Source organism: Burkholderia sp. F1 (assembly GCF_050813845.1).
GTDB classification, from domain to species: domain Bacteria; phylum Pseudomonadota; class Gammaproteobacteria; order Burkholderiales; family Burkholderiaceae; genus Burkholderia; species Burkholderia ubonensis.
The window spans coordinates 1854807-1878018 of sequence record NZ_CP172422.1 but is presented as its reverse complement, the minus strand read 5'-3'; the positions used below and the strand labels follow the sequence as shown (position 1 = coordinate 1878018).

The following is a 23212-nucleotide window of genomic DNA, read 5'->3' as shown; positions in this document are numbered from 1 at the left end:
GCGCGAACGCGCGCCGGCGAGGCGTTCCGCCGTCCGGCGGACGGGGCGCCGCGCGAGTTTTGGTACGATGCTGCCTTTCCAGCAGATCCCACATCCGCGTGAATCGCCGAAACGTGTCGTCAGTGCGTGACCTTTGTGCCAAATGGGTCGCTCGCGCCCAACCCGTCGCGGCCGCCGTCGCCGCGCCGCTCAAGCGGCTCCTCGCCGTCGCATGGTTCCACCTGCGTCATCCGACGCGTCGCGGCGTCCTGCTCGCCGTCGCCGCCGTGCCCGCGCTGTTCGTGGTGTACGCGCTCGCGCTGATCCCGTTCACGCCGGGCATCGGCGACATCCGCAAGGCGCGCGTCGACCAGCCCGCGCAGGTGCTGTCCGCCGACGGCAAGCTGCTCGCCGAATTCAAGCCGTCGAACCGCGAATGGGTCGGACTCAAGCAGATCTCGCCGCACATGATCGACGCGCTGATCGCGACCGAGGATCACCGCTTCTACGAGCACCACGGGCTCGACTGGCGGCGCACCGCGGGGGCCGCGCTGCATACGTTCTCGGGCAGCCGCCAGGGCGGCTCGACGATCACGCAGCAGCTCGCGCGCAACCTGTACCCGGACGAGATCGGCCGCGCGCCGACGCTCACGCGCAAGCTGAAGGAAGCGATCACCGCGCTGAAGATCGAGGCGGTCTACAGCAAGGACCAGATCCTCGAGACCTACCTGAACACGGTGCCGTTCCTGTACAACGCGTACGGCGTCGAGATGGCCGCGCGCACCTATTTCGACAAGTCGGCCGACGAGCTCGACGTGCTCGACAGCGCGACGCTCGTCGGGATGCTGAAGGGCAACAGCTACTACAACCCGGTGCTGAACCCCGAACGCGCGCTGCAGCGGCGCAATACCGTGCTCGGCCAGATGGTGAAGTACGGCAAGCTGTCGCCGGCGGCGTTGCAGCAGCTGCAGCGCCGCCCGCTGCGGATCGACTTCGAGCGCCAGAAGGAGCCGCCGGGGCCTGCGCCGCACTTTGCACAGCAGCTGCGCAAGTGGCTGATCGCATGGGCCGACCGCAACGACTACAACATCTACTCGGATGGCCTGATCGTCCGCACGACGATCGACGCCCGCCTGCAGGCGTTGGCGACGCAGGCGCTGAAGCAGCAGGCGAACGCGCTGCAGGGCATCGCGAACGGCGCGTGGAGCGGGCGCGACGGCTGCGGGACCGACAACGAGGTGTTCCGCGCGTTCATGCGCGAAGCGCCCGAATACAAGGCGATGCAGGACGCCGGCAAGAGCGACGCCGCCGCGATGAAGGCGCTCGCCGCCGACCGCGGCTTCATCCGCGCGCTCTGCAAGACCAAGACCGACGTGCAGGCGGGCTTTCTCGCGATCGATCCGCGCAGCGGGCAGATTCGCGCGTGGGTCGGCAGCCGCGACTTCACGACCGAGCCGTTCGACCACGTCGCGCAGGCGCGCCGCCAGCCGGGCTCGACGTTCAAGCCGTTCGTCTACGGCGCGGCGTTCGCGAGCGGGATGAAGCCGGACGACACGTTCGTCGACCAGCCGGTCGAGATTCCGCTGAAGGGCGGCGAGATCTGGCGGCCGAACGACGACGCGCCGCCCACGGGCAAGCCGATGACGCTGCGCGACGCGATCGCGCTGTCGCGCAACCGGATCACCGCGCAGGTGATGGAGAAGATCGGGCCCGCGAAGGTCGCGCGGCTTGCCTACGCGATGGGCGTGCGCGACAGCGCGCTCGAACGCGTGCCGTCGCTCGCGCTCGGCACGAGCCCGGTGACGCTCAAGGAGATGGTGGCGTCGTATGCGACGATCGCGAACGGCGGGCTGTACGTCGAGCCGCAGATGGTGACGCGCATCGAGACCCGCCAGGGCGAGGTGCTCGCCGAGTACGCGCCGGCGCCGCCCGAGCGCGCACTCGACGCCGAGACCGACAAGACGCTCGTCGACGTGATGCGCGATGTCGTCGATCGCGGCACCGGCGCGAGCATCCGCACGCGCTTCGGGATTCGCGGCGACGTCGCGGGCAAGACCGGCACGACGCAGGACAACGCGGACGGCTGGTTCATCCTGATGCAGCCGGGCCTCGTCGCAGGCGCGTGGGTCGGCTTCGACGACGGACGCGTGACGCTGCGCAGCGATTACTGGGGGCAGGGCGCGCACAGCGCGCTGCCGATCGTCGGCGAGTTCTTCCAGCGTGCGCTGCGCGCGCGGCTGATCGACGGCAAGGCGAAGTTCGATACCGAGCCCGCGCCGGGCTGGCTCGAATCGCTGCAGGACCGGATGACGGGCCTGTTCGGTGGCTGGTTCAAGCACGACACGAAGGCGCCGCCGCCTGCGCCGAAGGCGCCGCGTGCGCCGCGGCCGGCCGAGCCGGAGGCGAGTGCGGCGTCGGAGGCGTCCGCGGCGGAAGCCGCGTCCGGCGGCATCGTCGAGGAATGGGTGCCGGCGTCCGAGGTGGCCGCGTCGGCGGCAGCGCTGTCGGGTAGCGCGGCCAGTGCGCCGCAGGCGCCGTCGAACAGTGCCGGCGGCGGCAACGGCGCGCCGACGTCCCCGGCGTCGCCGTCGCCGGCTCCCGCGCCGGCTGCGCCCGACACGCAAGCGCCCGTCGGGGCGAGCGGCGGGGAGTGATTTCCGGGTAATCCTCCGATTCAGGTTTCGCGCAGGCTGCCGTAATACCGCCATCACGACAGCCTCGCGCGGCTCGTCCGCGTCCTCCCGATGCGCACTTCTTACCATTACGTCGCGCTCGAGCACGACGATTTCCTGGCCGGCTCGCCGCTCGGCTTCGACGTCTACGATCTCGGCGGCGCCGCGCTGCTGCCGGCCGGCACGACGCTGCACGACCCGGCGCAGCCCGCTTTCCTGTTCGACCATTTCCAGCCCGCGAGAAGAGACGCGGCCGGCTTAGGCGCGGCCGGCTCAGGTTCGGCCGGCCCGGCGGAACCGCCGAAGGGCGACGTGCCGTCGGTCGCGCACATGGGCCTGTGGATGGGCGCGCCGATCGGCCTGCGGCGGCGGGTCGGCGCGACGCGCACGATGCTGCGCTGCCGGCTGATCGGCCAGCGGGCGTCGCAGTCGCTGCTCATCGAGCCTCAGCATGCGACGGCACTCGAATTCAGGCCGGGCGACGGCGTCGAGGCGATCGCGATCGGGCGCGCCGCGGCGTACCGCTTTGCGGCGACCGTCGACATGGTGCAACCCGGTCCGGCGCCGTTCATGGCCCTGTCGCCGCCCGGTTTCATCGAATGCCTGCGGGTGCGCGGCGAGCCGCGCGTGCCGGCGCGGCTCGCCGCCCGCTGTTGCAGCGGGCAGGACGGCGTGGGCAGCTTCGGGATCGTCCGCGACATCAGCTTGAGCGGGCTGTCGGTGGCGGCGAGCCAGACGATCGCCGCGGCAGGCGAGCCGCTGCGGATCCGGCTGCCTTACGAGGTCGGCGGCAGCGTCGCGCTGCTGGCGCTGGACGGCACGGTGCGCCACACGCACGCCGACCCGGCCGCGCCGCAGCTCGTGCTGCATCACGTCGCGTATGGCGACGACATCGAGGCGGCCGATGTCGTGCGCCTCAAGGCGCTGTTGTTCGATCGGCTGATGGCGTCGGCGGAATGGGGCGGCGTGAATTGAAGGCGTCGCGTCCCGCGCCCGTCATGCGCGGGGCATTCGTTACCGCCGGCTCGATAATTGTCTGACTAATTGACCGGGCAGACGGCGATTGTACGTTTTGAGTCAACAGTGAATTTGCGATTTAAGTATTTACCCTGATTGCAGAGACTCCTAGACTTCCATTCATCCGCACCGAACCGTGAGTCCGATGCGTTTGAAAAACAATCTCGGAGGTTCCAAATCATGAATTCGCTGATCAAGGCAGTTGCACTGGCCGTCATCGTGGCCGCCCCGGCCGCGTCGTTCGCACAATCGAACCAGCAGCCGCTGACCCGCGCGCAAGTGCGCGCCGAGCTGGTCGAGCTCGAGAAGGCCGGCTACAACCCGAACGACTGGATCAACTATCCGGAAAACATCCAGGCCGCGCAGGCGAAGATCGCCGCCGCCCGCAACTCGGGCGCGCAGGCCGACACGACGGGCTACGGCGCGAATGCCGCCGCAGCGTCGCAAGCCGGCCAGCGCGTGGTCGTGCCGGTGTCCGGCGACACGTCGCCGGTCTACCGCGGCCACTAAGCCGACGCGTTGGCGCCCGCGAGGGCGGCCGGATCACCCCGGAATGATGCGAAGCCCGCACTCGGTTCGAGCGCGGGCTTTCTCACATAATGGGGGCCGCGCCGATGCTTGCCCGCATCGGCGCCCGCACGCGACCGGCGTTCATTCCCGCGCGTCGGGCGGACGCTGCGCCTGCTGCGCGGTTTTTCCGTGCGCGCGGCTGGCGAGCACGAGCGCGATGCCGCCGAGGATTGCCGCCGACGCGATCGCGAGCCGCCACGTCGGCCGTTCCGCGAGGAACAGCACCGCGCCGCACGCGGCGATCGGCGGCACCGACAGCTGGACCGCGGCCGCGCGCATCGCGGTGAGATGTTTCAGCGCCGCATACCAGATCACGTAGCCGATGCCGGACGTCAGCGCGCCCGACGCGACGGCGAGCAGCGCGCCGCGCATCGTCGGATGAAAATGCCCGGCGAACGCCGCGCTCAGGGCCAGCGCCATCGGCGCGGCGCGCAGGAAGTTGCCGGCGGTCGCCGCGAGCGGATCGGCAAGCCCGCGTCCGCGCAGCGAATAGACGCCCCACGCGACGCCCGCGGCCGACATCAGCACGACGCCACCCGGCGTCGGCGCGGACACGCCGGGCGACACGAGGTACAGCAGCCCCGCGACCGCGGCGGCCATCCCGACCCAGCCCGGCGCGGCGAACCGCTCGCCGGCGTGCAGCCCGGCGGCGAACATCGTCAGCTGGACCGCGCCGAACAGGATCAGCGCGCCGGTTGCCGCGCTGACGCTCAGGTACGCGAACGAGAAGCACGCGACATACGCGAACAGCATCGCCGCGGCCAGCCAGTCCGCGCGCGGCGGCGGCCGGCCGGCGCCTGCGCGGGCGACGATCGCGAGCATCAGCGCGCCCGACACGAGGCGCAGGCTGCCGAAGCTGGCCGCGTCGATCTGCGCGTCGCGCAGCGCGAGACGGCACAGCAGGGAATTCGATGCGAACGCAAACATCGCGGCGGTCGTCAGCAGCACGGTGCGCGCGGCCGGCCGCAGGCGCTCGATGGAACCGGACGTGACGAGCGGGCGCATCGCAGCCTCACAGATGCCCGGCGGCGATCAGCAGCGCGCCGCCGAGCAGCGCGAAGCCGAGCGGCGCGGTGAGGCGGCGCCCCCACGCGGCGTTCTTCTCGATCGCCATCGCGGCCGCGAGCGCGAGCATCCAGCCGAGGCTGCCGGCGCCGACGACGAACATCAGCAGCATCAACGCCCAGCAGCAGCCGACGCAGAACAGCCCGTGCCGCCCGCCCAGCGCGAACGCGTGGCGCTGCGGCGCGCGCCCGCGCCAGTGGCTGATCACGAAGCTGAGCGGCGTGCGGCAGCGCTCGAGGCAGCGCGTCTTGAGCGCGCTGAACTGGAACGCGCCGGCCAGCGCGAACACCGCCGCGCCGATCAGCCAGCCGCGCCACGCGAGCGCCGGCACGTGCGCGACGCCGGCCAGCAGCAGCGCATGCAGCGCGTGCGCAAGCAGCCCGAATCCGCTCCACGCGGCGACGTAGCCGAGCGCCACGAGCGCGAGCAGGCGCGCGCGGTCCGGCCGGTCCGCGACGACGCGCGCGAACGCGTTGAACAGCGACAGCGTCGTCGGCAGCATCATCGCGAGAATCATCAGCGTCCACGCCGCGGCGTCGAACGCGGCCGGCAGCCACACCGCGCCGCCCGGCAGCGCGCGGCACAACGCGGCGGCCGGTCCGGACGCGGTCCAGCCGCCATGATCGAGATAGCGTCCGTACGGACTGCTCGACCACGCCCACAGCGCGGCCCACGCGAGCGCGACGAGGCTCGCGAGGACGAGCGGAAAGACGCGTCGATGCGCGCGCGCGGCCATCGCCGTTCCCGCCGCCGCCGTTCAGGCGTCGAACAGGAACGTGCTCTGCAGCGCGTTGTGATTCGTCAGGTTGACGTCGATGCCGATCGCCGCATTCTTCGAGCGATAGACGGGCGCCTTGCCGACGAACACGGGCGCGCCGGGCACGGTCGAGAACACGGTGTCGGTCAGCGTCGTCTGCGCGCCGCTCGGGCCGAGGTACGGCTCGAGCTCCGCGTGGTAGTCGGTGCCGATCGTCAGCGTGCCCTTCGCGCCGACGACGTCGAACGTGATCGGCGCGCGCTCGACCGACACGACGGTGCCGATCAGCTTCGCCAGCTCGGCGATCGGCCCGCCTGCCTGGCCCGTATAGACCTTGAGCAGCGCCTGCTCCTGCGCGTCGGACGCGCTGTCGTTGATGAAGATCGCGGCGGTCCAGTTGCCCTGCAGGATGTTGCCGGGCACGTGACAGACGGCGGCGATCGTGCAGCCGGCGACGTCGACGCCGTCGATGGCGCCCTTGTCCATGTGCCACGCGACGATCGTGTCGCAGGTGCCGAAATCGGGATCCTCGCCGATCCAGCAAGGACACAGCACGCGGCAGTTGCAGACCTCGAGCAGACGGCCTTCCAGGTGATAGCTCATTGTTTCCTCCATTGTGCGAGGGCGACCGCGCAAAGGGCGACGCACGGGCGGCCGACGCGACGTCGCGTGCGTGTCGACGGTGCGAACGCGGATTGCGCTGAGGAATGCAGCGGTTGCAGGGAGCGGGATGGATGCGCTAGCGGGATCGAAACGTGGTTTCGATTTTCCAGTGTAGGCGGACGAGGGGCAGATGCAAGCATGGTCCACCAGGGCCTGTTCACGCTAATGACGGGCTTGCGAACGTGCGTTGCCGGCTGTGCCTCGGGCGCGTGCAAGGAGCGCCGTTTGTCTGAGCCAAGCAAGCGACGCGCGACGCCGCAATGCGGCCGGCAAGGTACGTTCCCGCAACTAAAAAACCCTTCCGGCGGCCAGCGCAAGCCCGTTATTAGCGTGAACAGGCCCTATGCGGCTGACAATTGCGCGGGCGTGCGCTAGCATCGCGGTCGATGTCGCCGCGTCGAGGCGGCCGCAGCGCGTCGACACGCGCCGGCCCGGCGCGCGGCGCCGTGCTCCGAGGCGCGGCAGGGCGGCCGGCCCGGCATCGTGTTCCACGACATCAACGAATAAAAGGAGCGTCCATGCGTGTCTTGACCGGTTTGCTGTTGCTGCTGGCGGTAGCGGCGAATGCCCATGCGCAGGCGAACTGCGCGAATGGCGCCGACCAGGCGTCGATGAGTGCGTGCGCCGATCGCGCGTACCGGAAATCCGATGCGGAGCTGAACCGGGCTTACGAGGCCGTCACCGCGCGGGTGCGGGCCAACCGTCCGCTGGCGGAGAAGCTCGTCTCCGCGCAGCGCGCGTGGGTCGCGTATCGCGACGCCGAATGCGGTTTCTCGAGCGCGGGCGCGGAAGGCGGCAGCGTCCATCCGATGGTGGTGTCGATGTGCCTCGACGATCTGACGAAAGCGCGTACCGAGAGCCTGCAGGGCTACCTGTCGTGCGAAGAGGGCGATCTGGCCTGCCCGGTGCCGGCGAAGTGACGGCGACGGGACGCGTGCCGCCGGCGCGCGTCCGCTCGGCGTCGTCCGTTACACGTCGTCCGTCTCGTCGAGCAGCTTGTGCCGCATCGCATAGCGCACCAGCGCGGCCTCATGCGGCATCTGCATCTTCTCGAGAATCCGCGTCTTGTACGTGCTGACCGTCTTCGCGCTCACGCACAGCGCCTGCGCGATCTCGGTCAGCGTCTGCCCGGCGGCGATGCGCCGGAACACGTCGAACTCGCGGTCCGACAGACGCTGGTGCGGCAGCGTTTCCGCCGGCTCGTTCAGGCTCTGCGCGAACTGCTCGGCCATCGCGAGGCTCACGTAGACACCGCCCGACGCGACCTTCGTCACCGCGCCGACCAGCTCGGCGCTCGCACTTTCCTTCGTCAGGTAGCCGGACGCGCCCGCGCGGAACGCGCGCACCGCATACTGCTGCTCCGCGTGCATCGTCAGCACGAGCACGCGTAGCGCCGGCTTCTCGTCCTTGATTTGCTTGATGAGTTCGACGCCGTTGCGACCGGGCATCGACAGGTCGAGCACCAGCACCTGCGCGGGGGTCGAGCGCACGAGCGCGATCGTCGTCGGGCCGTCCCAGGCCTCGCCTGCGACCTCGAAGCCGCTGGCGTTCTGCAGAATATGCCGCAACCCGTCGCGCACGAGCGTATGGTCGTCGGCGATGAGCACCGTGATCATGTGATTGAAGTTTCCTGTTGGATCGTGTTCAGCGGCAGTGCGACGGTGATCGAAAAGCCGCGCGCGATCGCGGTGTCGATCGTCACGGTGCCGCCGAGCATGTGTGCGCGCTCGCGGATGCCGATCAGGCCGAACGACTTGTCTTCATGCGTCGACGCGCCGGGCGCCGCGCCGCGGCCGTTGTCGGCGATGCGCAGCACGCAGAAGCCGCTTTCGACGTCGAGCGTCAGCGTGACCCGGGTCGCGTCGGCGTGGCGGGCGACGTTGGTCAGCGCTTCCTGGACGATGCGGAACAGCGTCGTCGCGCCGGCGTTGGTGAAGGCGAGGCCGCCGGGCTCGATGTGCCGCTCGACGTCGATCCCGTAGCGGTTCGTGAAATCGTTCGCGAGCCATTCGATCGCCGGCACGAGGCCGAGATCGTCGAGCATCACCGGCCGCAGGTCGGCCGCGATGCGCCGCACGGACGCGACCGTCGCGTCGATCAGCCGCCGCATGCCCTGCAGGTGGGCGATCACGTCTTCGCCGGGGTGCGCGGTGTCGGGCGAGCGAAGCTGGTGCTCGACGACCGACAGGTCCATCTTCAGCGCGGTGAGCTGCTGCCCGAGATCGTCGTGCAGCTCGCGCGCGATGCGCGTCTTCTCTTCCTCGCGGACGTTCTGCAGGTTCGCCGACAGCTCGCGCAGCTCCTCGCGCGATTGCTTCAGCGCGTTCTCGGCGCGCACGCGCTGGGTGATGTCGCGCAGCATCACCGTGTAGAGCTTGCCGGATGCATCGCGGATCTGCGAGATCGACGCTTCGATCGGGAATTCCTCGCCGTCGCCGCGCAGCCCGAACAGCACGCGCTGGCGTCCCATCTGCCGCTCGGACACGCCCGTGACGCCGAACTGGTCGACGTGCTTCGCGTGCGCCGCGCGGAACCGCTCCGGGATGAAGCGCGACAGCGGCGCGCCGATCGCCTCCATCGCGGACACGCCGAACACCTGTTCGGCCATCGGGTTGAAGATCACGACCGTCTGCTTCTCGTCGATCGTGATGATCGCCTCCATCGACGAGCGGATGATGCCCATCATCCGCGCTTCGTTCAGGATGCCGCTGCTGCGGGCGCCGAGCTCCGCCGCGGACCCCGGCCGGCCGCGCAGCAGCGCATGCACGAGCGCCGCGAACACGACCGACGCGATGAGGCCGGCCGCGAGCACCGTACCCGCCGCGCGCTGCGCGCCGGTCGCGCTCGGGCGTCCGTCCGCCGAATAGGCAAGCGTCAGCGTGCTGCCGCCAAAGTTCAGCACCTCGGTCCGGCGCATCAGGTCGGGCGAGAGCGACGCTTCGTCGGAGGTGGACTCCGCGGTGAAGATCGGCCGCGGGTCGCCGTCGACGCTGATCCGCAGGTCGATCCCGCGCTCCGAGTCGAGCGCGCGCTCGACGAGTCGCCGCGGGCTGAGCGCGGCGAACAGCACGCCGTCGATGCCGCCTTCCCGCGCGGCCGGGTGCTGCGGGTCGGCGACGGGCAGGAACAGCGTGACGGTGCGGGCGGCATCGTCGTCGGCCGCCCGGATGCCGAGCGCGGCGTTGCCGGTCTGCACGGCGCGCCGCAGCGACACGGCGTCGGCTGCGCCGAAGCGCGCGACGGGCGCCGACGACGCGGGCGCGCTGAGCGCGGCGACCGCGAGCGGCACGGCAGCCGAAGGCGCGGCGTCGCCGGCGAGCTGGCCGCGCACGGCGGGCGGCAGCGGCGCATAGCTGAGCTGGCTGATCGGCGAATGGCTGCTGTCGATGGCGAGCGCGTCGACATACTGGCGCCACTGCGCGGGCGTCATCTGCGGCACGAGGCCGAGCGCGCCGCGCGCGCCTTCGAGCACGGCGACGCCGTCCTGCAGCTCGTGGAGCAGCATCGCCGTCACGTGCGTGACGCGGCGCTCGAAACGGGCATGGACGGTGTCCTGCCACTGCTCGCGCACCATCAGCGCGACGCCCAGCGACAGCGTTGCGCCGGCGCAGAGCGCGACGATGCCGGCCGCGAACGGCTGGCGTAACATGGTCTGAAAGCGCGTGCGCACCGGGGCGTCGCGCGTCGGGGTTCCGCTGGCGGTCATCTACGGGCCACTCTGTCCGAGGTCGCCCTGGCACCGGGGCGACAAAGGAAAAATCGGGCGCGGTTGGCGCCCGATGCTTGGCGGTATCTGTTATCGAGACGAAATTGTGCGCGTTTTACGACTTTTTGTAATGGGGGCAGCGGAAATTCAGACAAAAGATCGGGGGCGGGGGCGACCGTATTTGATACGCATCAACGGGCGCCTGCGAGCGTGGGGCCAGACTAGGCACAGGGGCCGGCAGAACAGCCGGCGATCGGATTCGAACCTGCCTTGCGCAACGCGCAAGGCTGTCCGGTGAGAGGTGCGGAACATGTACAAGCGAATTTTCGTGGCGCTCGACGACAGCCCAAGTGCGCGTCTGGCGCTGGATGAGGCGATCAGGATCGCGGTCGCGTCCGGCGGCGCGGTCACCTGTGCGTCCGTCGTCGAGCACAAGACCCAGCTCGTCGACGTCGACGCGGGCTTCGCGGACACGCGGGAACCCGAGCCATCGGCGCTGGACGCCGCGACGCTCGTTCTTGACGACGCGAAGGCCGCGCTCGATGCGCACCACGTGCCGGGCACGGTACGCGCGCTGACAGCGTATGGCGAGGACGTCGCGGCCGTGCTGATGCGCACGGCGGCCGAGGTCGACGCGGACCTGATCGTGATGGGCACGAGCGGGCGGCACGGCTTGCGCCGGCTGCTGGTCGGCAGCGTCGCGGAGTCGCTGCTGCGCGCGGCGGACCGGCCGGTGCTGCTGGTGCGGCACGACGAGAAGACGGCGGCGACGCCCGCCTGAGCCATGCATGCATGAATCTGGCCGCGTGCGAGCGCGGCGATTGACGGCGCGCCGCGCAATGCGTCGTGCCGGCGCCGCACGCCCGGAGCGGCGCACCTGCCGTGGCGCGTCCGCCCGCGTTGCGATCGCGCGCGCCGCGTTCAGCCGCGCGAAAGTTGCGCCGCGACGCGCACATCTGGCAGCATCCTTGCCGTAGCCCCCTTTTTTCGCTCATCGCCGGTCGCGCGTCACGCCGACGCGCGACGGGGCCGGCGTCCACGGAGCCCATCACGCAAATGACAATATCGACCAAGGGACTGCGGCTGGCCGAGGTGTGGTTCCAGCGCGCGCTGTGGATCATCGCCGTCGTGTTCGCCGGCTTCCTGATCGGACTCGGCGGCCTGATCGTCGGCGACTTGCCGCGCGTCGAGGTGACGCTGGACCGCGACGCGTTCATCGACCGGCAGGCGGCCGCGCCGCTGCGCCAGACGCTCGCGAAGCTGTCGGCGGACCTGACCGCGAATCGCGACGCGACCGAACAGGCGTCGATGCTGCTGACCGCGGCCGAGCAGGATACGCAGCAGGCGCGCGAAGCGTTCCGCACGACGATCGCGAGCCGCCATGCGACCGAGCGCGCGGAACAGGATCCGGCCGTGCTCGCGCACGCGCGCGCGCTCGAGGCGGCGACGCAGCGCGAACGCGACGCGCAGGCCCGTATCGGCACGCTGAAGCAGGCCGCGCAGGGGCTCGAGCGCGAGCAGGGCGCGACCCGGCTCGCGCTCGGCGAACTCGAAGCGCAGGCCGACCGCAAGCTCGAAGCGGCGCAGCGCACGCAGGAACTGCGTGTGTTCGGCATCCGGCTGCTGTTCACGCTGCCGCTGCTGCTGGTCGCCGGCTGGCTGTTCGCGAAGAAGCGCGGCAGCCGCTACTGGCCGTTCGTATGGGGCTTCATCTTCTTCGCGCTGTACGGATTTTTCGTCGAACTGGTGCCGTACCTGCCGAGCTACGGCGGCTACGTGCGCTATCTCGTCGGCATCGTGCTGACGATCGCGGTCGGACAGTACGCGATCCGCGCGCTGTCGCGCTACCTCGAGCAGAAGCGCCATGAGGAGCAGCAGCCGGACGTGTCGCGGCGCGAGGCGATCGATTTCGTGACCGCGTACGCGCGCATCGCGAAGAAGGTCTGCCCCGGCTGCGAGCGGCCGCTCGACACCACCGATCCGAACGCGAATTTCTGCCCGCATTGCGGCATCTGCGTGTTCAACGCATGCGGGCAGTGCCGCACGCGCAAGAACGCGTTCAGCCGCTTCTGCCCGTCGTGCGGCACGTTCGCCGGCACGACCGCGCCAGCCACGCCGTCCACCCCCGCCGCGTGACGCGCGCGCCGTCCGGCGCACCGTGCAGCGCGGCATTCATCAAACCCGTTTAGAATGCCGAACATGCCGTCCCCGCTGCGGAAGTGCCGCGGCGATCGTTGCACGGCCGCCCGACGGCCGCCGGCGTCGGTCCGGCCCGCATGTCATCCAGGAGCGCCGCCGTGTGGCACTTTCCCGTCGCGATTCCCTCGTCGCTCGGCCCGTGGGCCGTGTTCGCGAGCGTGCTCATCACGCAGCTCGGCGTGCCCGTGCCGGCCGTGCCGATGCTGATCCTGGGCGGCACGATGGCGGCGATGGGGCAGGCGTCCTACGCGGCCATGTTCGCGGCGGCCGTCGGCGCGACGATGCTCGCCGACTCGCTGTGGTTCTTCATGGGCCGCACGCGCGGCCGGCGCCTGCTCAACGGCCTCGTGCGCTTCTCGCTGTCGCTCGACACGACGCTGCGCTTCGCGCGCAACCTGTTCGAACGCCACGGCGCGCCGCTCCTCGTGCTCGCGAAATTCCTGCCGGGGCTCGGCCTCGTGTCCGCGCCGCTGCTCGGCACGACGGCGATCGGCGTCGGCGTGTTCCTGCTGTGGGACTTCGCCGGCGCGGCGCTGTGGGCGGCGTTCTGGCTCGTCGGCGGCTCGGCGATTCATGACCAGATCGTGCAGGCCGTGCTGTGGGTGCGCGCGAGCGGCGGGACCATCCTCGACGCGTTCCTCGCGATCTTCATCACGTTCGTGCTGTACCGCTGGGTGCGCCGCGTGCAGTTCCGGCGCTGGCTCGCGCAGGTGCGCATCTCGCCGCCGCAGCTCGCCGAGATGATGACGTCGGACGAGCCGCCGCTGATCTTCGACGCGCGGCCGCGCGCGGTGCGCGAACGCGAGCCGTTCCGGATCGCCGGCGCGGTGCCGCTCGATCTCGATTCGCCGGAGCTGATCGATCCCGACGCGCTGAAGCGGCCGATCGTCGTCTATTGCGTGTGCCCGAACGAGGCGACGGCGAAACGCATCGTCGCGCAGCTGCAGCGCAAGAAGATGGCTCATCACATCAAGGCGCTGAAGGGCGGCCTCGACGCGTGGGAAAAGCACGGCTATCCGGTCGAGCCGATGCCGGACGACCTCGACGCGTCCCGTTACTTCGTGCAGCACGCTGAAGCAGCATCAGGCGATGAATACACCGTTCGTGCTGCGCTAAGAGGCCGCTCGTGACCGAAAGCGTGTAGCTGCACGATTTCATGCGGCGTGACAGGCCCGCTTGCCGAGCCGAGCGCATCCCGCCCATCGTGCCCGAAATGACCGGGATGCGACGCCACGGCTGCCAACCCGATCAGCATGCTGATCGGGTTGTGTCGGTCAGGCTGACCATCCTGTTACGGCCTGCCGATATGGGCTTTGTCCAGCGGAATTATTTTTCCCACCAGTGGCGATTGGCGTCCTTCAAATTCTTCTCCACGCCTTTGCTGACGCTGCGATTTGCATCCGCCTGAGATTGCACCGCATCCGTTTCCGCTTTCGATCGCGCGAGGTCGGCATTGATGCGATCGTTTTCGCGCGCAACTTGCGCTTCCATCTTTTTCAGCTGCAGTTCCTTGTAGCGGTTTTCGTAGCTGCGGTCCTGATCGTCGATGGCACGCTGACGGTCGATCGCAGCTTGCCGTTCGCGATTGGCCTGCGCTTGCGCTGCGGCCTGCGCCTGGCTGCGCTTGCGCTCGGCCGCGGCTGCCTGCTGTCGCTGCCTGCGGCGGTCGGCTTCGGCCTGCTGCTGTTGCACGGCGCGCTCGTGTTCAGCGTTCGATTCGAGCGCCTGCATACGTGCGATGCCGTTATCGAGATTGACGGGCGCTTGTTCCTGCGCGAACGCGGGAAGTGTCGTCAGCAAGAAAAGCGTAAAAATTTCGCGCTTCATTTATTTTACCTGCGCTGGTTGTTGTGCCGCGTCGGCGACCGGACATTGCGAGTTCGGCTGAATGCGCGTCGTCTTGCCCGAGCCAACCATCATCGCCGTACCCGGCTTGAATTCGCACACGCGGCCGACCTGAGCCGATGCAAATGCCGACTTGCCATCGCGGTACATGATTTGCACGCCATCGACCAGCACCTTGTCGTTCACCATCGAACCGGCCGCGGCACCCACGGCACCCCCTGCGACCGTACCTACGCCGGTGCGGTTCCAGCCGCCGGGGCCGGTCGTACCGCCGATTGCAGCGCCCGCGATGGCGCCGAGCATCGCGCCGGCCAGTTGCGCGCTTTTCTTGTTCTGCTCGTTGCTGACCTGCACTTTGCCCGGCAGGATCGTCAGGATTTCGATGGTGCGCACTTCCTGACGCTGATTCACATCGAGCACGTTGTACGCGTCCGCCCTGTTTTCCATGCCAGGCGTAGCGCAGCCAGCGAGTGTGACTGAAATGGCGATGAGGGTGAGAGCAACCTTCCTCATGAATTTCCTTTGCGTATGGTTATATGGTTAATTGAAGATCTCGGACTTCGAAAAGAGACGTCCACGGACTGAATCTGCGTGCATCGAGCAGTGCGGGACGTTGAAATCCGGTTAACAGTTTACGGCAATATTACGAATTAATTTAGGCTGTCGCATCGCGACATCTATTCTGAGAAATCATCGGCGTGTGCGATCGTCCACCGCTGTCCGCCGCATGGAAAGCACCGGCAGCGTTCGCAAGCGGCGTCGGCACTGGCCACGCAAATTCGACTGGCGCGAATCGTCTGATCATTCATATAATCCCGCCTGCATATTGCATGCGCGCAAAGGCGCACACAGGAGGCGCGGCATGCCGCGCCGAATTCGATTGAATTCCCGTTGAACGCGATGCCCGGCACGGCGCGCACTGGCGCGCCGCGTCCGGCCTGTCGGCGCGTTCCCAAACAGGCACGAGCCGTTTCCGGATTGTTTCGGAATATCCGGATAATGCGCGGCGATTCCGAACGGTTTCGTTCAATATCCGTTTCATTTCCAATCCGGAAATAAGCGGCGGGAATCATTTCGTTTTCGGCGGCCTGAGCGGCACCGGCAAGCCGTGCGCTGATATCGACACAGTGACGGCGGTCGCCTGCGGCCGCCAGGAGACGCAATTGAAACAACAAGAAGACCAGCTGCACCGCAGGCTGGAAGAGCGGCACATCAACCTGATGGCGCTGGGCGCGACGATCGGCGTCGGCCTGTTCCTCGGCTCGGCCACCGCGATCCGCGGCGCCGGCCCGGCCATTCTGCTGACCTATCTGCTGGGCGGCATCGTGATTTTCCTGATCATGCGCGCGCTCGGCGAAATGGCGATCACCAATCCGGTCGCCGGCGCGTTCAGCCGCTACGCGCGCGACTACCTCGGCCCGCTCGCGGGCTACCTGACCGGCTGGACCTACTGGTTCGTGTGGATCGTCACCTGCATGGCGGAAGTCACCGGGGTCGCCGTCTACATGCACGTGTGGTTCCCCGACGTGCCGAACTGGATCTGGGCGCTGCTCGGGCTCTCGGCGATGGGCGCGGTCAACTTCGTCGCGGTGAAGCTGTACGGCGAGTTCGAGTTCTGGTTCGCGCTGATCAAGATCGTCACGATCGTGCTGATGATCATCGGCGGCGCGCTGATGATCACGCTCGGCCTCGGCAACGGCGGCGTCCCGACCGGCATCTCGAACCTGTGGGCGCACGGCGGCTTCATGCCGAACGGCTGGTCCGGCGTGATCGGCGCGCTGCCGATCGTGATGTTCGCGTACCTCGGCGTCGAGATGCTCGGCCTGACCGCCGGCGAGGCGCGCAACCCGGAAAAGTCGCTGTCGAAGGCCGTGAACTCGGTGTTCTGGCGCGTGCTGATCTTCTACATCGGCGCGCTGTTCGTGATCATGTCGATCTACCCGTGGAACCAGATCGGCACGCAGGGCAGCCCGTTCGTGATGACGTTCTCGCGGCTCGGCATCCCGGCCGCCGCCGGCATCATCAACTTCGTCGTGCTGACCGCCGCGCTGTCGTCGTGCAACAGCGGCCTGTTCAGCACCGCGCGGATGCTCTACAACCTCGCGCAGCAGGGCCAGGCGCCGCGCGTGCTCGGGCGCGTGAACCGCAATGGCGTGCCGGTCTACGGCGTGATCGTTTCGGTCGCGCTGCTGCTGGTCGGCGTGCTGCTCAACTATCTCGCGCCGCAGCACGTGTTCACGTGGCTCACGTCGGTGTCGACGTTCGGCGCGATCTGGACGTGGTGCGTGATCCTGATCGCGCAGATGCGCTTCCGCCGTACGCTGTCGGCCGACAAGATCGCGCGCCTGCCGATCCGCGTGCCGTTCTATCCGCTCGGTTCGTACGTCGCGCTCGCGTTCCTCGCGCTCGTCGTCGTGCTGATGGCGTTCACGCCCGATACGCGCGTCGCGCTCGTGATCGGGCCGGTGTGGATCGTGCTGCTCGGCGTCGCCTACCTGCTGTTCTACGCGAACCGCCCGGTGACGTCGGTCTCGACGAAATCGTAGGCCGCGCGCGTCGTCCGGCCTGCCGCTTGATTTCGATCATGCACGCGCGGGCCGGGCGTTCTATGCTGTCGGCATCGCTTGTCCGCGCTTCGCGCGACCGCCCGCCGATACCTGCGATCGTGCGCCGGCGGCTCGATCCGCCGCGCGCCGCTGCCGCGCGAAGCCCCGGTGCCGTCCCGCGAAGGACGGCGCGCACGAACGGAGGCCTTCGCCATGCAGCCTGACTCATCCGTCCCGCCGCTCTCGCGACTCGTGCTGGCCGTCGATTCGGCACCCGAATCGCTGCGCGCCGCGCAGTACGTGCGCACGCTGCTGCGTCCCGGCATGCAACTGCGCGTCGTCAGCGTGATCGACAATCCCCGCCTGCTGCTGCCCGACATCCCGCGCGTCGATGCGTTGCTCACATCCGCGCGCGAGGAAATGGCGCACGATGCGCAGGCCGTGCTCGACCGCATCACGCCGCTGTTCGCCGGATGCGGCGCGGATGTCGAGCAGGGCATCGTCGACGCGTCGGTCGCGGGCGGCACGATCGCCAACGCGCTCGTCGGCGACACCGTCGCATGGCAGGCCGATGCGCTCGTGGTCGGCGCGAGCCCGCATCACGGCCTGCTGCGGCTCGTCGAGGGCGCGGTGTCGGACACGCTGACGCGGCGCGCCCGCTGCGCGCTGCTGATCGTGCCGGCGAGCTACGAGCGGCCGATGGACGGACCGCCGCAGCGGATGATGTTCGCGGTCGACGGCAGCGAGCCGTCGCTGCACGCATTGCGGGCCGGCATGGTGCTCGCGACGCCGACGACGCTGCTCTACGCGGTGTACGTCGTCGATCGCGCGATTCGTCTGACGGACATCGTGCCGGTGCGCGCGCTCGAGGATGCGTACCGCGCCGAAGGCGAAGGCGCGCTCGCGCGGGTGGCGGCGCTGTTCGACGGATGCGCGAATCCGACCAAGCGCGGCATCATCGAAACGCACGCAACGAGCGATGACGTCGCGCACGCGCTGATGCGCGAGGCCGTGCGCTGGGATGCGGAGCTGCTGGTCGTCGGCACGCACGGCCGGCGTGGGCTGGCGGCGCTGCTGATCGGCAGCGTCGCGCGTCGCGTCGCCCATCTCGCGCAGGTGCCGGTGCTGCTCGTGCGCGGCTCGGACTGACGCCGGACGAACCCATTCGGGAGCGTGCGATGAAAACCGACAGGCAGGTGAAGCAGGACGTCGAGGAAGAGCTCGCGTGGGATCCGGCGGTCGATTCGACCCGCATCGGCGTCGAGGTCGAAGACCGGGTCGTCACGCTGTCCGGGCATCCGTCGAGTATCGCGGAGAAGGTCGCGGCGGAACACGCCGCGCATCGCGTGGCGGGCGTGAGGGCCGTCGTCGTCGACATGACCGTGCATCTGCCGCATGACGAGCGCCATACCGACGAAGACATCGCGAAGGCGGTGCGCGCCGTGCTGCACTGGACGGCCGGCCTGCGCGACGACGCGATTCACGTGCAGATCGAGAAAGGCTGGATCACGCTGACCGGCAAGGTCGACTGGGGCTACCAGCGGCAGCGCGCGTTGCGCGCGGTGTCGCAGATGCGCGGGATCGTCGGCCTGTCCGATGCGATCGAGGTGGGCGGCGACGTGGTCGCCGGCGACATCGGCGCGACGATCCGCAAGGCGATGCAGCGGCACGCGGAACGCGAAGCGAACCATATCGACGTGATCGTGCAGGACGGCACGGTCACGCTCAACGGCAAGGTCGACTCGTATGCGGAGCGCGAAGTCGCACGCGGCGCGGCCTGGTCTGCGCCCGGCGTGCGCGTGGTGGTCGACAACCTGGTGGTCGAGTAGGCGTGCGCACGCAGACGCCGCCGGCCCGGGACACGAACGCTCCGGTACGAGGGCAGGTAGCCGTCGGGTTGCCTTGGAGGACGGGCAGGGGTGGTTGACCCCGCCCGCTTTCCCGGCCCCGTGCCGACGCTTTTCCTCGTATGTGAACCGGTAACGGCCGAACGCGGCCCGGCTTGCGCATGGCCGCGCGCACGCGTGTCGGCATCACGACCGCCGTCGATGACGCCGCGCTGCGCGCCGGCCCGGCCGGGCCGGTTCGTCAGGGTGGCAGCGGTGGCGTGTTCGATGTCAGGACACGCGGCCCGGACGGGCGCTGCGCCGCTGGCGCCCGCCGTGTCGCGCATGCGCGCGGTGGCGCGCCGTTCCGAGGGGGCAGGCGCGGCACGGCGAAAAGCGGCGCGTCCGGCTCACGTGCACGTGCCCGCGGCGCGACGCGCGCCGCACCGGCGAAGGCGCGGGCGCAGCCACTGCCACCTGCTGGCGCAGCGCGGCCGCGAACCGCTGCAACGCGGCCACCGACCCGACGATGCTCTGGTACTTCTCGCGGCCGATCTGTCCGTCGAGCGTCACGAGCAGCCCGGCCTGGCGGGCGAGCGCGAGCAGCGCGTCGAGATCGTCGCGGGGAGCCGGCGCGGGTTCCGCGATCACGCGCGTCGCGCGCCGCTTTCCGTCGCCGTTGGGAAAACTGCCGAAAGCCATGAGTGGTCTCCTCCGCCTGACCCGCGTGCCCGCTCGACGGCCGGCTGCGCGATGGCCCTGCATGAACGATGCGTCCATGGCATCAGTATCGTGTGGCGAAAGGACGCTTCCAATCAGGGCGCGCTGAAGTCTGCGTCAGGAATTCCGCCGTGCCATAGGAATTTCCTGACACGCGCGCGGCGGGATGGCGTATCCCGGCGAGGCGGCGTTGCGTGGCGGGTTCGGCGCGCGACCCGCGCGGTTTTCAGCGAACGATTCACAGCGCAAGCGCCTTGACGAGCCATTTCGTCCGGTCTACCTTGATCTCTACGCCGACCGCCGATGCCTGTCCACGACAGGCTCGCGCGTCGGCGCCGCGCTTTCGGGGAAGCGTGGTTTCTCATCGGATGATCCGTGCGGCGCAAGCCGCATCGGCCAGGTTGCAGGCGATCCGCCGTCGGATCGCGACGCTCGACACCCGCTGCGCGCTGCCCGCGTCGCTCAGGGTTGTTGATCCCGCGCAAGGGTACGATTGCCCATCGCGCGCGGTGGCGCTGTTCAGTCTTTACGCTACGAATACATCCATCTTCATTTGCCTCGACAGTAAGGAGTCCGTCGATGTCACGGGACACTTTGTTGGAATCGCTAGCGGAAGTTGCCGCGCAGCGGTCGATCAATGCAGACCAGTTGCGCGCCATGATCGACGACGAGGTGCGCGCACTGTCCTCCGACGCACGCGTGCACGACTACATCCACGTGTTTGCGGTCCGGCATCTGCGCGAGCGGATGCGCCAGCTCGACGACCAGGCAGCGGGCGAGTCGCCGGCGCGGCAGCCCGCGGAGCCTGACGTTCAGGCGAGCCGTCGCCCATGAGGGGAGGTCGCCTGCGTCACTGACCGAACGGCCGGACCCGTCGTCCGGTCCGGATCTGGTCCTGTTCGACATTCGCGCGCGCCGCCCTGCCGACGCGATACGTCTGCGCCTTTTCCCGAAGGCGGGCAGGCGCACGCTCTTGCGAGCACGTTCACGCGGATTTCCCGAATTCGGGGCCGCCCCCACGCTGCCCGCCATCAGCCCGCAATCGCCGGGCACCGGGTTTTCCCCCAATTGATCGATCCGACGCCCGCATGCAAAGGGCTTGCTGTCGCACGTCAAACAACGAATTGTCTGATGAATTCGACCCTTAAGTAATCGCGAACGCCGCCGTTTACACGGTGAATTCGTCCACCGTGCGTTCGCGCTCCCAAATAGAGTCGTTGCCATGTTTTCGTCCATTCGCGCCCGCATCATCGCCGCGTGCGTCGCCATCGTCGCGGCCGCACTGCTCGCCAGCACGCTGATCAACTATTTCATCGCCCGGTCGTACAACGACGACGCGATCGACCGGAACCTCACGTCCGTCGCAAGCGGCCACGTGGTCGGGATCGGCGACTGGGTCGCGACGAAAAGCCGGATGATCGCGTCGCTGGAGGACGCGGCGCTGTCGCCCGATCCGTTGCCGGTCTACAAGCAGATGGCCGCGGCGGGCGGCTTCACCAACGTCTACGCGGGTTACGCCGACAAGACGTTCAAGTTCTCCGACCCGACCGGCATCCCGGCCGACTACGATCCGACCGGCCGCCCGTGGTACAAGCAGGCCGCGCAGGCCGGCAAGCCGGTCGTCACGCCGCCGTACGTCGACGCCGGCACCGGCAACCTGGTCGTCACGTTCGCGGTGCCGATCATGCGCGACGGCGCGGTCAAGGGCGTCATCGCCGCCGACGTCGCGATGAACGCCGTGATCGCGAACGTCAAGTCGATCCACCCGACGCCGGCCAGCTTCGGGATGCTGATCGACAGCAACGGTCACGTCGTCGCCCATCCGGACTCGAAGCTGACGCTCAAGCCGGTCAACGACGTGTCGCCGGAACTCGGCGCGATTGCGCCCGCGTCGATCGTGAACGCGAGCGCGCCGGTCGAGGTGGAAGTCGGCGGCGCGGCGAAGCTGGTCCGCGCGCTGCCGGTGCCGGGCACCGACTGGTACGCGCTCGTCGCGCTCGACAAGTCCGAGGCAACCGCGGGGATGCGCTCGCTGCTGACCGCGTCGCTGATCACGCTGGTCGCGGACATCGTCATCGCGTCGCTGATCGTCGGCGCGATCACCGCGACGGCATTCCGCCGCCTGTCGCTGGTCCGCCAGGCGATGGCGGCAATCGGTTCGGGCTCCGGCGACCTGACGCAGCGCCTGCCGGCGGACGGCCGGGACGAGGTCACGGACATCGCGCGCTCGTTCAACAGCTTCGTCGACAAGCTGCAGGAGGTCATGCAGCAGATCCGCGACGCGAGCGAATCCGTGCGCACGGCGGCCAACGAGATCGCGGCCGGCAACCAGGACCTGTCGTCGCGCACCGAGGCGGCGGCCGCGAGCCTCGAGGAGACGGCCGCGTCGATGGAGGAAATCACCGCGACGGTCGGCCAGTCGGCCGCGGCGGCGGGCCAGGCCGACCAGCGCGCGGAAGCCGCGTCGAAGATCGCGTCGCACGGCGGCGTGGTGGTGTCGGACGTGGTCTCGACGATGGAGAAGATCGAGGAGGCGTCGGGCCGGATCGGCGACATCATCGGCGTGATCGACGGCATCGCGTTCCAGACCAACATCCTTGCGCTGAACGCGGCCGTCGAGGCCGCGCGGGCGGGCGAGCAGGGCCGCGGGTTCGCGGTCGTCGCGCAGGAGGTGCGCAGCCTCGCGCAGCGCAGCGCGCAGGCCGCGCGCGAGGTGAAGGTGCTGGTCGAATCGACCGTCGCGAGCGTCGAGGCCGGGTCCGGGCAGGTGCGCCAGGCCGGCGAGACGATGCAGGAGATCGTCACGAACGTCACCAACGTGACGACGATCATTTCCGAGATCACGCACGCGGCGAACGAGCAGACCCGCGGCATCCAGGAAGTCAACCGCGCAGTTACGCAGCTCGACGAGATGGTGCAGCAGAACGCGGCGCTCGTCGAACAGTCGACGGCCGCGGCGGCGGCGCTGCAGACGCAGGCGCACGCGCTCGCGGCGACAGTCGGGCAGTTCAAGGTCGCCTGACGCGGCACGTATCGGACCCCGGGGCGGCCGCTCGGCCGCCCCGTCACGCAGCCCCGCATTCCGGTCTCATCCGGATCAGATCCCGCTTGCCGCAACGGCGAACGAGCCAACGGACGGCGTGCCGGCCCCACGGCATCGTCCGATCGCAGATGACACGGCGCACGACGTCGAAGGCGCGACACTTCGTCAATCTGCCCCCTCTCGACCAGGCAGACCGAAATACTCCACGCAATGCTGTTGAAAGGCTGATTGGCCAGTGAGACTAAAGCGCCGCCAGCATCGAGCCGCGCATGAAACGGCAATATGCGCGATCAACGTTTCCCTCACGTCAATCAATTTAAAGCCCTTTGTCAGCCTGTTCGACGGAGCCCCCGGATCATGGAAAAGCTCCTTGGAAACAACTGGCAAATTCCTATACTTCGCGATATTCACCGGTCGCAGCGATGTTCACCCGATCGCAAGAGGCGGCACATGGACACGGCTTCCAGAGAAGCTCGATCCTCGCAAACGAGGACGCGGAACGCTCGACGCCTGCGAGCGCGCAGTGCGTTCCTGACGCATCGGATTTCCGCAATCATCTTCGTATCGCTCAAACCATTTCCCGTCGCGGCTGACGCACAAGACC

Annotated in this window: 21 protein-coding genes; 12 read left to right on the top strand and 9 right to left on the bottom strand. The window is 68.9% G+C overall.

The genetic code is table 11. The features are described 5' to 3' along the window. Positions 1-122: 122 nt before the first annotated feature. The 3 genes from ACFIMZ_RS27380 (at position 123) to ACFIMZ_RS27370 (ending at position 4178) form a co-directional block, all read left to right on the top strand. The gene (locus ACFIMZ_RS27380; protein ID WP_431822612.1) at positions 123-2633 is read left to right on the top strand and encodes a penicillin-binding protein 1A; all 2511 of its coding nucleotides are present in this window, start codon (positions 123-125) and stop codon (positions 2631-2633) included. Positions 2634-2723: 90 nt separating this feature from the next. Continuing rightward, entirely contained in the window at positions 2724-3626 is a 903-nt protein-coding gene (locus ACFIMZ_RS27375) for a PilZ domain-containing protein (protein ID WP_431822611.1), read from the top strand. A gap of 222 nt (positions 3627-3848) precedes the next feature. Next, on the top strand, positions 3849-4178 hold the full coding sequence (locus tag ACFIMZ_RS27370) for a DUF4148 domain-containing protein (RefSeq protein WP_431822610.1): 330 nt from the start codon (positions 3849-3851) through the stop codon (positions 4176-4178). A gap of 141 nt (positions 4179-4319) precedes the next feature. Here the strand turns inward: ACFIMZ_RS27370 and ACFIMZ_RS27365 are convergent, their stop codons facing one another. Genes ACFIMZ_RS27365 through ACFIMZ_RS27355 form a run of 3 tightly spaced genes read right to left on the bottom strand, consistent with a single transcriptional unit; the run spans position 4320 to position 6663 of the window. Beyond that, positions 4320-5243, bottom strand: coding sequence for a DMT family transporter (locus ACFIMZ_RS27365; protein ID WP_431822609.1), 924 nt, complete (start codon positions 5241-5243; stop codon positions 4320-4322). A gap of 7 nt (positions 5244-5250) precedes the next feature. Then, positions 5251-6039, bottom strand: coding sequence for a DUF2182 domain-containing protein (locus ACFIMZ_RS27360; RefSeq protein WP_431822608.1), 789 nt, complete (start codon positions 6037-6039; stop codon positions 5251-5253). Between the two features lie 21 nt (positions 6040-6060). After that, the gene (locus ACFIMZ_RS27355; RefSeq protein WP_431822607.1) at positions 6061-6663 is read right to left on the bottom strand and encodes a DUF1326 domain-containing protein; all 603 of its coding nucleotides are present in this window, start codon (positions 6661-6663) and stop codon (positions 6061-6063) included. A gap of 578 nt (positions 6664-7241) precedes the next feature. On the opposite strand from ACFIMZ_RS27355, the gene ACFIMZ_RS27350 reads away from it, so the two are divergent. Further along, complete coding sequence (locus ACFIMZ_RS27350) at positions 7242-7643, top strand: lysozyme inhibitor LprI family protein (protein WP_431822606.1); 402 nt, start codon at positions 7242-7244, stop codon at positions 7641-7643. A gap of 48 nt (positions 7644-7691) precedes the next feature. Here the strand turns inward: ACFIMZ_RS27350 and ACFIMZ_RS27345 are convergent, their stop codons facing one another. Further along, positions 7692-8339, bottom strand: a complete 648-nt coding sequence (locus ACFIMZ_RS27345) for a response regulator (RefSeq protein ID WP_010089481.1) — start codon at positions 8337-8339, stop codon at positions 7692-7694. Then, entirely contained in the window at positions 8336-10429 is a 2094-nt protein-coding gene (locus ACFIMZ_RS27340; RefSeq protein ID WP_431822605.1) for a PAS domain S-box protein, read from the bottom strand. Before ACFIMZ_RS27340 ends, ACFIMZ_RS27345 begins: the two co-directional genes overlap by 4 nt. A gap of 310 nt (positions 10430-10739) precedes the next feature. Between ACFIMZ_RS27340 and ACFIMZ_RS27335 the strand changes: the two genes are divergently transcribed. From ACFIMZ_RS27335 to ACFIMZ_RS27325, 3 genes are all read left to right on the top strand, one after another. After that, positions 10740-11210: a universal stress protein gene (locus ACFIMZ_RS27335; RefSeq protein ID WP_431822604.1), complete on the top strand. Its 471-nt coding sequence runs from the start codon at positions 10740-10742 to the stop codon at positions 11208-11210. A gap of 275 nt (positions 11211-11485) precedes the next feature. After that, a complete protein-coding gene (locus ACFIMZ_RS27330; protein ID WP_431822603.1) occupies positions 11486-12565 on the top strand; it encodes a serine endopeptidase in 1080 nt (359 codons plus the stop codon). A gap of 161 nt (positions 12566-12726) precedes the next feature. Further along, entirely contained in the window at positions 12727-13758 is a 1032-nt protein-coding gene (locus ACFIMZ_RS27325; protein WP_431822602.1) for a VTT domain-containing protein, read from the top strand. Between the two features lie 196 nt (positions 13759-13954). On the opposite strand, the gene ACFIMZ_RS27320 is transcribed toward ACFIMZ_RS27325, so the two are convergent. The 3 genes from ACFIMZ_RS27320 to ACFIMZ_RS27310 form a co-directional block, all read right to left on the bottom strand. Continuing rightward, on the bottom strand, positions 13955-14455 hold the full coding sequence (locus tag ACFIMZ_RS27320) for a DUF5384 family protein (protein ID WP_431822601.1): 501 nt from the start codon (positions 14453-14455) through the stop codon (positions 13955-13957). Continuing rightward, a complete protein-coding gene (locus ACFIMZ_RS27315) occupies positions 14456-14986 on the bottom strand; it encodes a glycine zipper 2TM domain-containing protein (protein WP_431822600.1) in 531 nt (176 codons plus the stop codon). Between the two features lie 164 nt (positions 14987-15150). Further along, positions 15151-15663 carry a hypothetical protein gene (locus ACFIMZ_RS27310; protein WP_431822599.1) on the bottom strand — a complete coding sequence of 171 codons (513 nt, stop codon included), beginning with the start codon at positions 15661-15663 and terminating at the stop codon, positions 15151-15153. On the opposite strand from ACFIMZ_RS27310, the gene ACFIMZ_RS27305 reads away from it, so the two are divergent. From ACFIMZ_RS27305 to ACFIMZ_RS27295, 3 genes are all read left to right on the top strand, one after another. Continuing rightward, on the top strand, positions 15637-17019 hold the full coding sequence (locus ACFIMZ_RS27305; RefSeq protein ID WP_431822598.1) for an amino acid permease: 1383 nt from the start codon (positions 15637-15639) through the stop codon (positions 17017-17019). The two genes, ACFIMZ_RS27310 and ACFIMZ_RS27305, sit on opposite strands and share 27 nt — an antisense overlap. Before the next feature lie 213 nt (positions 17020-17232). Continuing rightward, positions 17233-18168 (top strand): universal stress protein, encoded by a 936-nt coding sequence (locus ACFIMZ_RS27300; RefSeq protein ID WP_431822597.1) that lies wholly within the window; start codon positions 17233-17235, stop codon positions 18166-18168. A gap of 29 nt (positions 18169-18197) precedes the next feature. Further along, the gene (locus ACFIMZ_RS27295; RefSeq protein WP_431822596.1) at positions 18198-18848 is read left to right on the top strand and encodes a BON domain-containing protein; all 651 of its coding nucleotides are present in this window, start codon (positions 18198-18200) and stop codon (positions 18846-18848) included. Positions 18849-19136: 288 nt separating this feature from the next. Here ACFIMZ_RS27295 and ACFIMZ_RS27290 read toward each other — a convergent pair whose 3' ends face one another. Continuing rightward, the gene (locus ACFIMZ_RS27290; protein WP_431822595.1) at positions 19137-19547 is read right to left on the bottom strand and encodes a hypothetical protein; all 411 of its coding nucleotides are present in this window, start codon (positions 19545-19547) and stop codon (positions 19137-19139) included. Between the two features lie 597 nt (positions 19548-20144). Between ACFIMZ_RS27290 and ACFIMZ_RS27285 the strand changes: the two genes are divergently transcribed. Then, the gene (locus tag ACFIMZ_RS27285; RefSeq protein WP_431822594.1) at positions 20145-20399 is read left to right on the top strand and encodes a DUF3562 domain-containing protein; all 255 of its coding nucleotides are present in this window, start codon (positions 20145-20147) and stop codon (positions 20397-20399) included. Between the two features lie 388 nt (positions 20400-20787). Further along, entirely contained in the window at positions 20788-22587 is a 1800-nt protein-coding gene (locus tag ACFIMZ_RS27280) for a methyl-accepting chemotaxis protein (RefSeq protein WP_431822593.1), read from the top strand. The last annotated feature ends 625 nt before the right edge of the window (positions 22588-23212 follow it).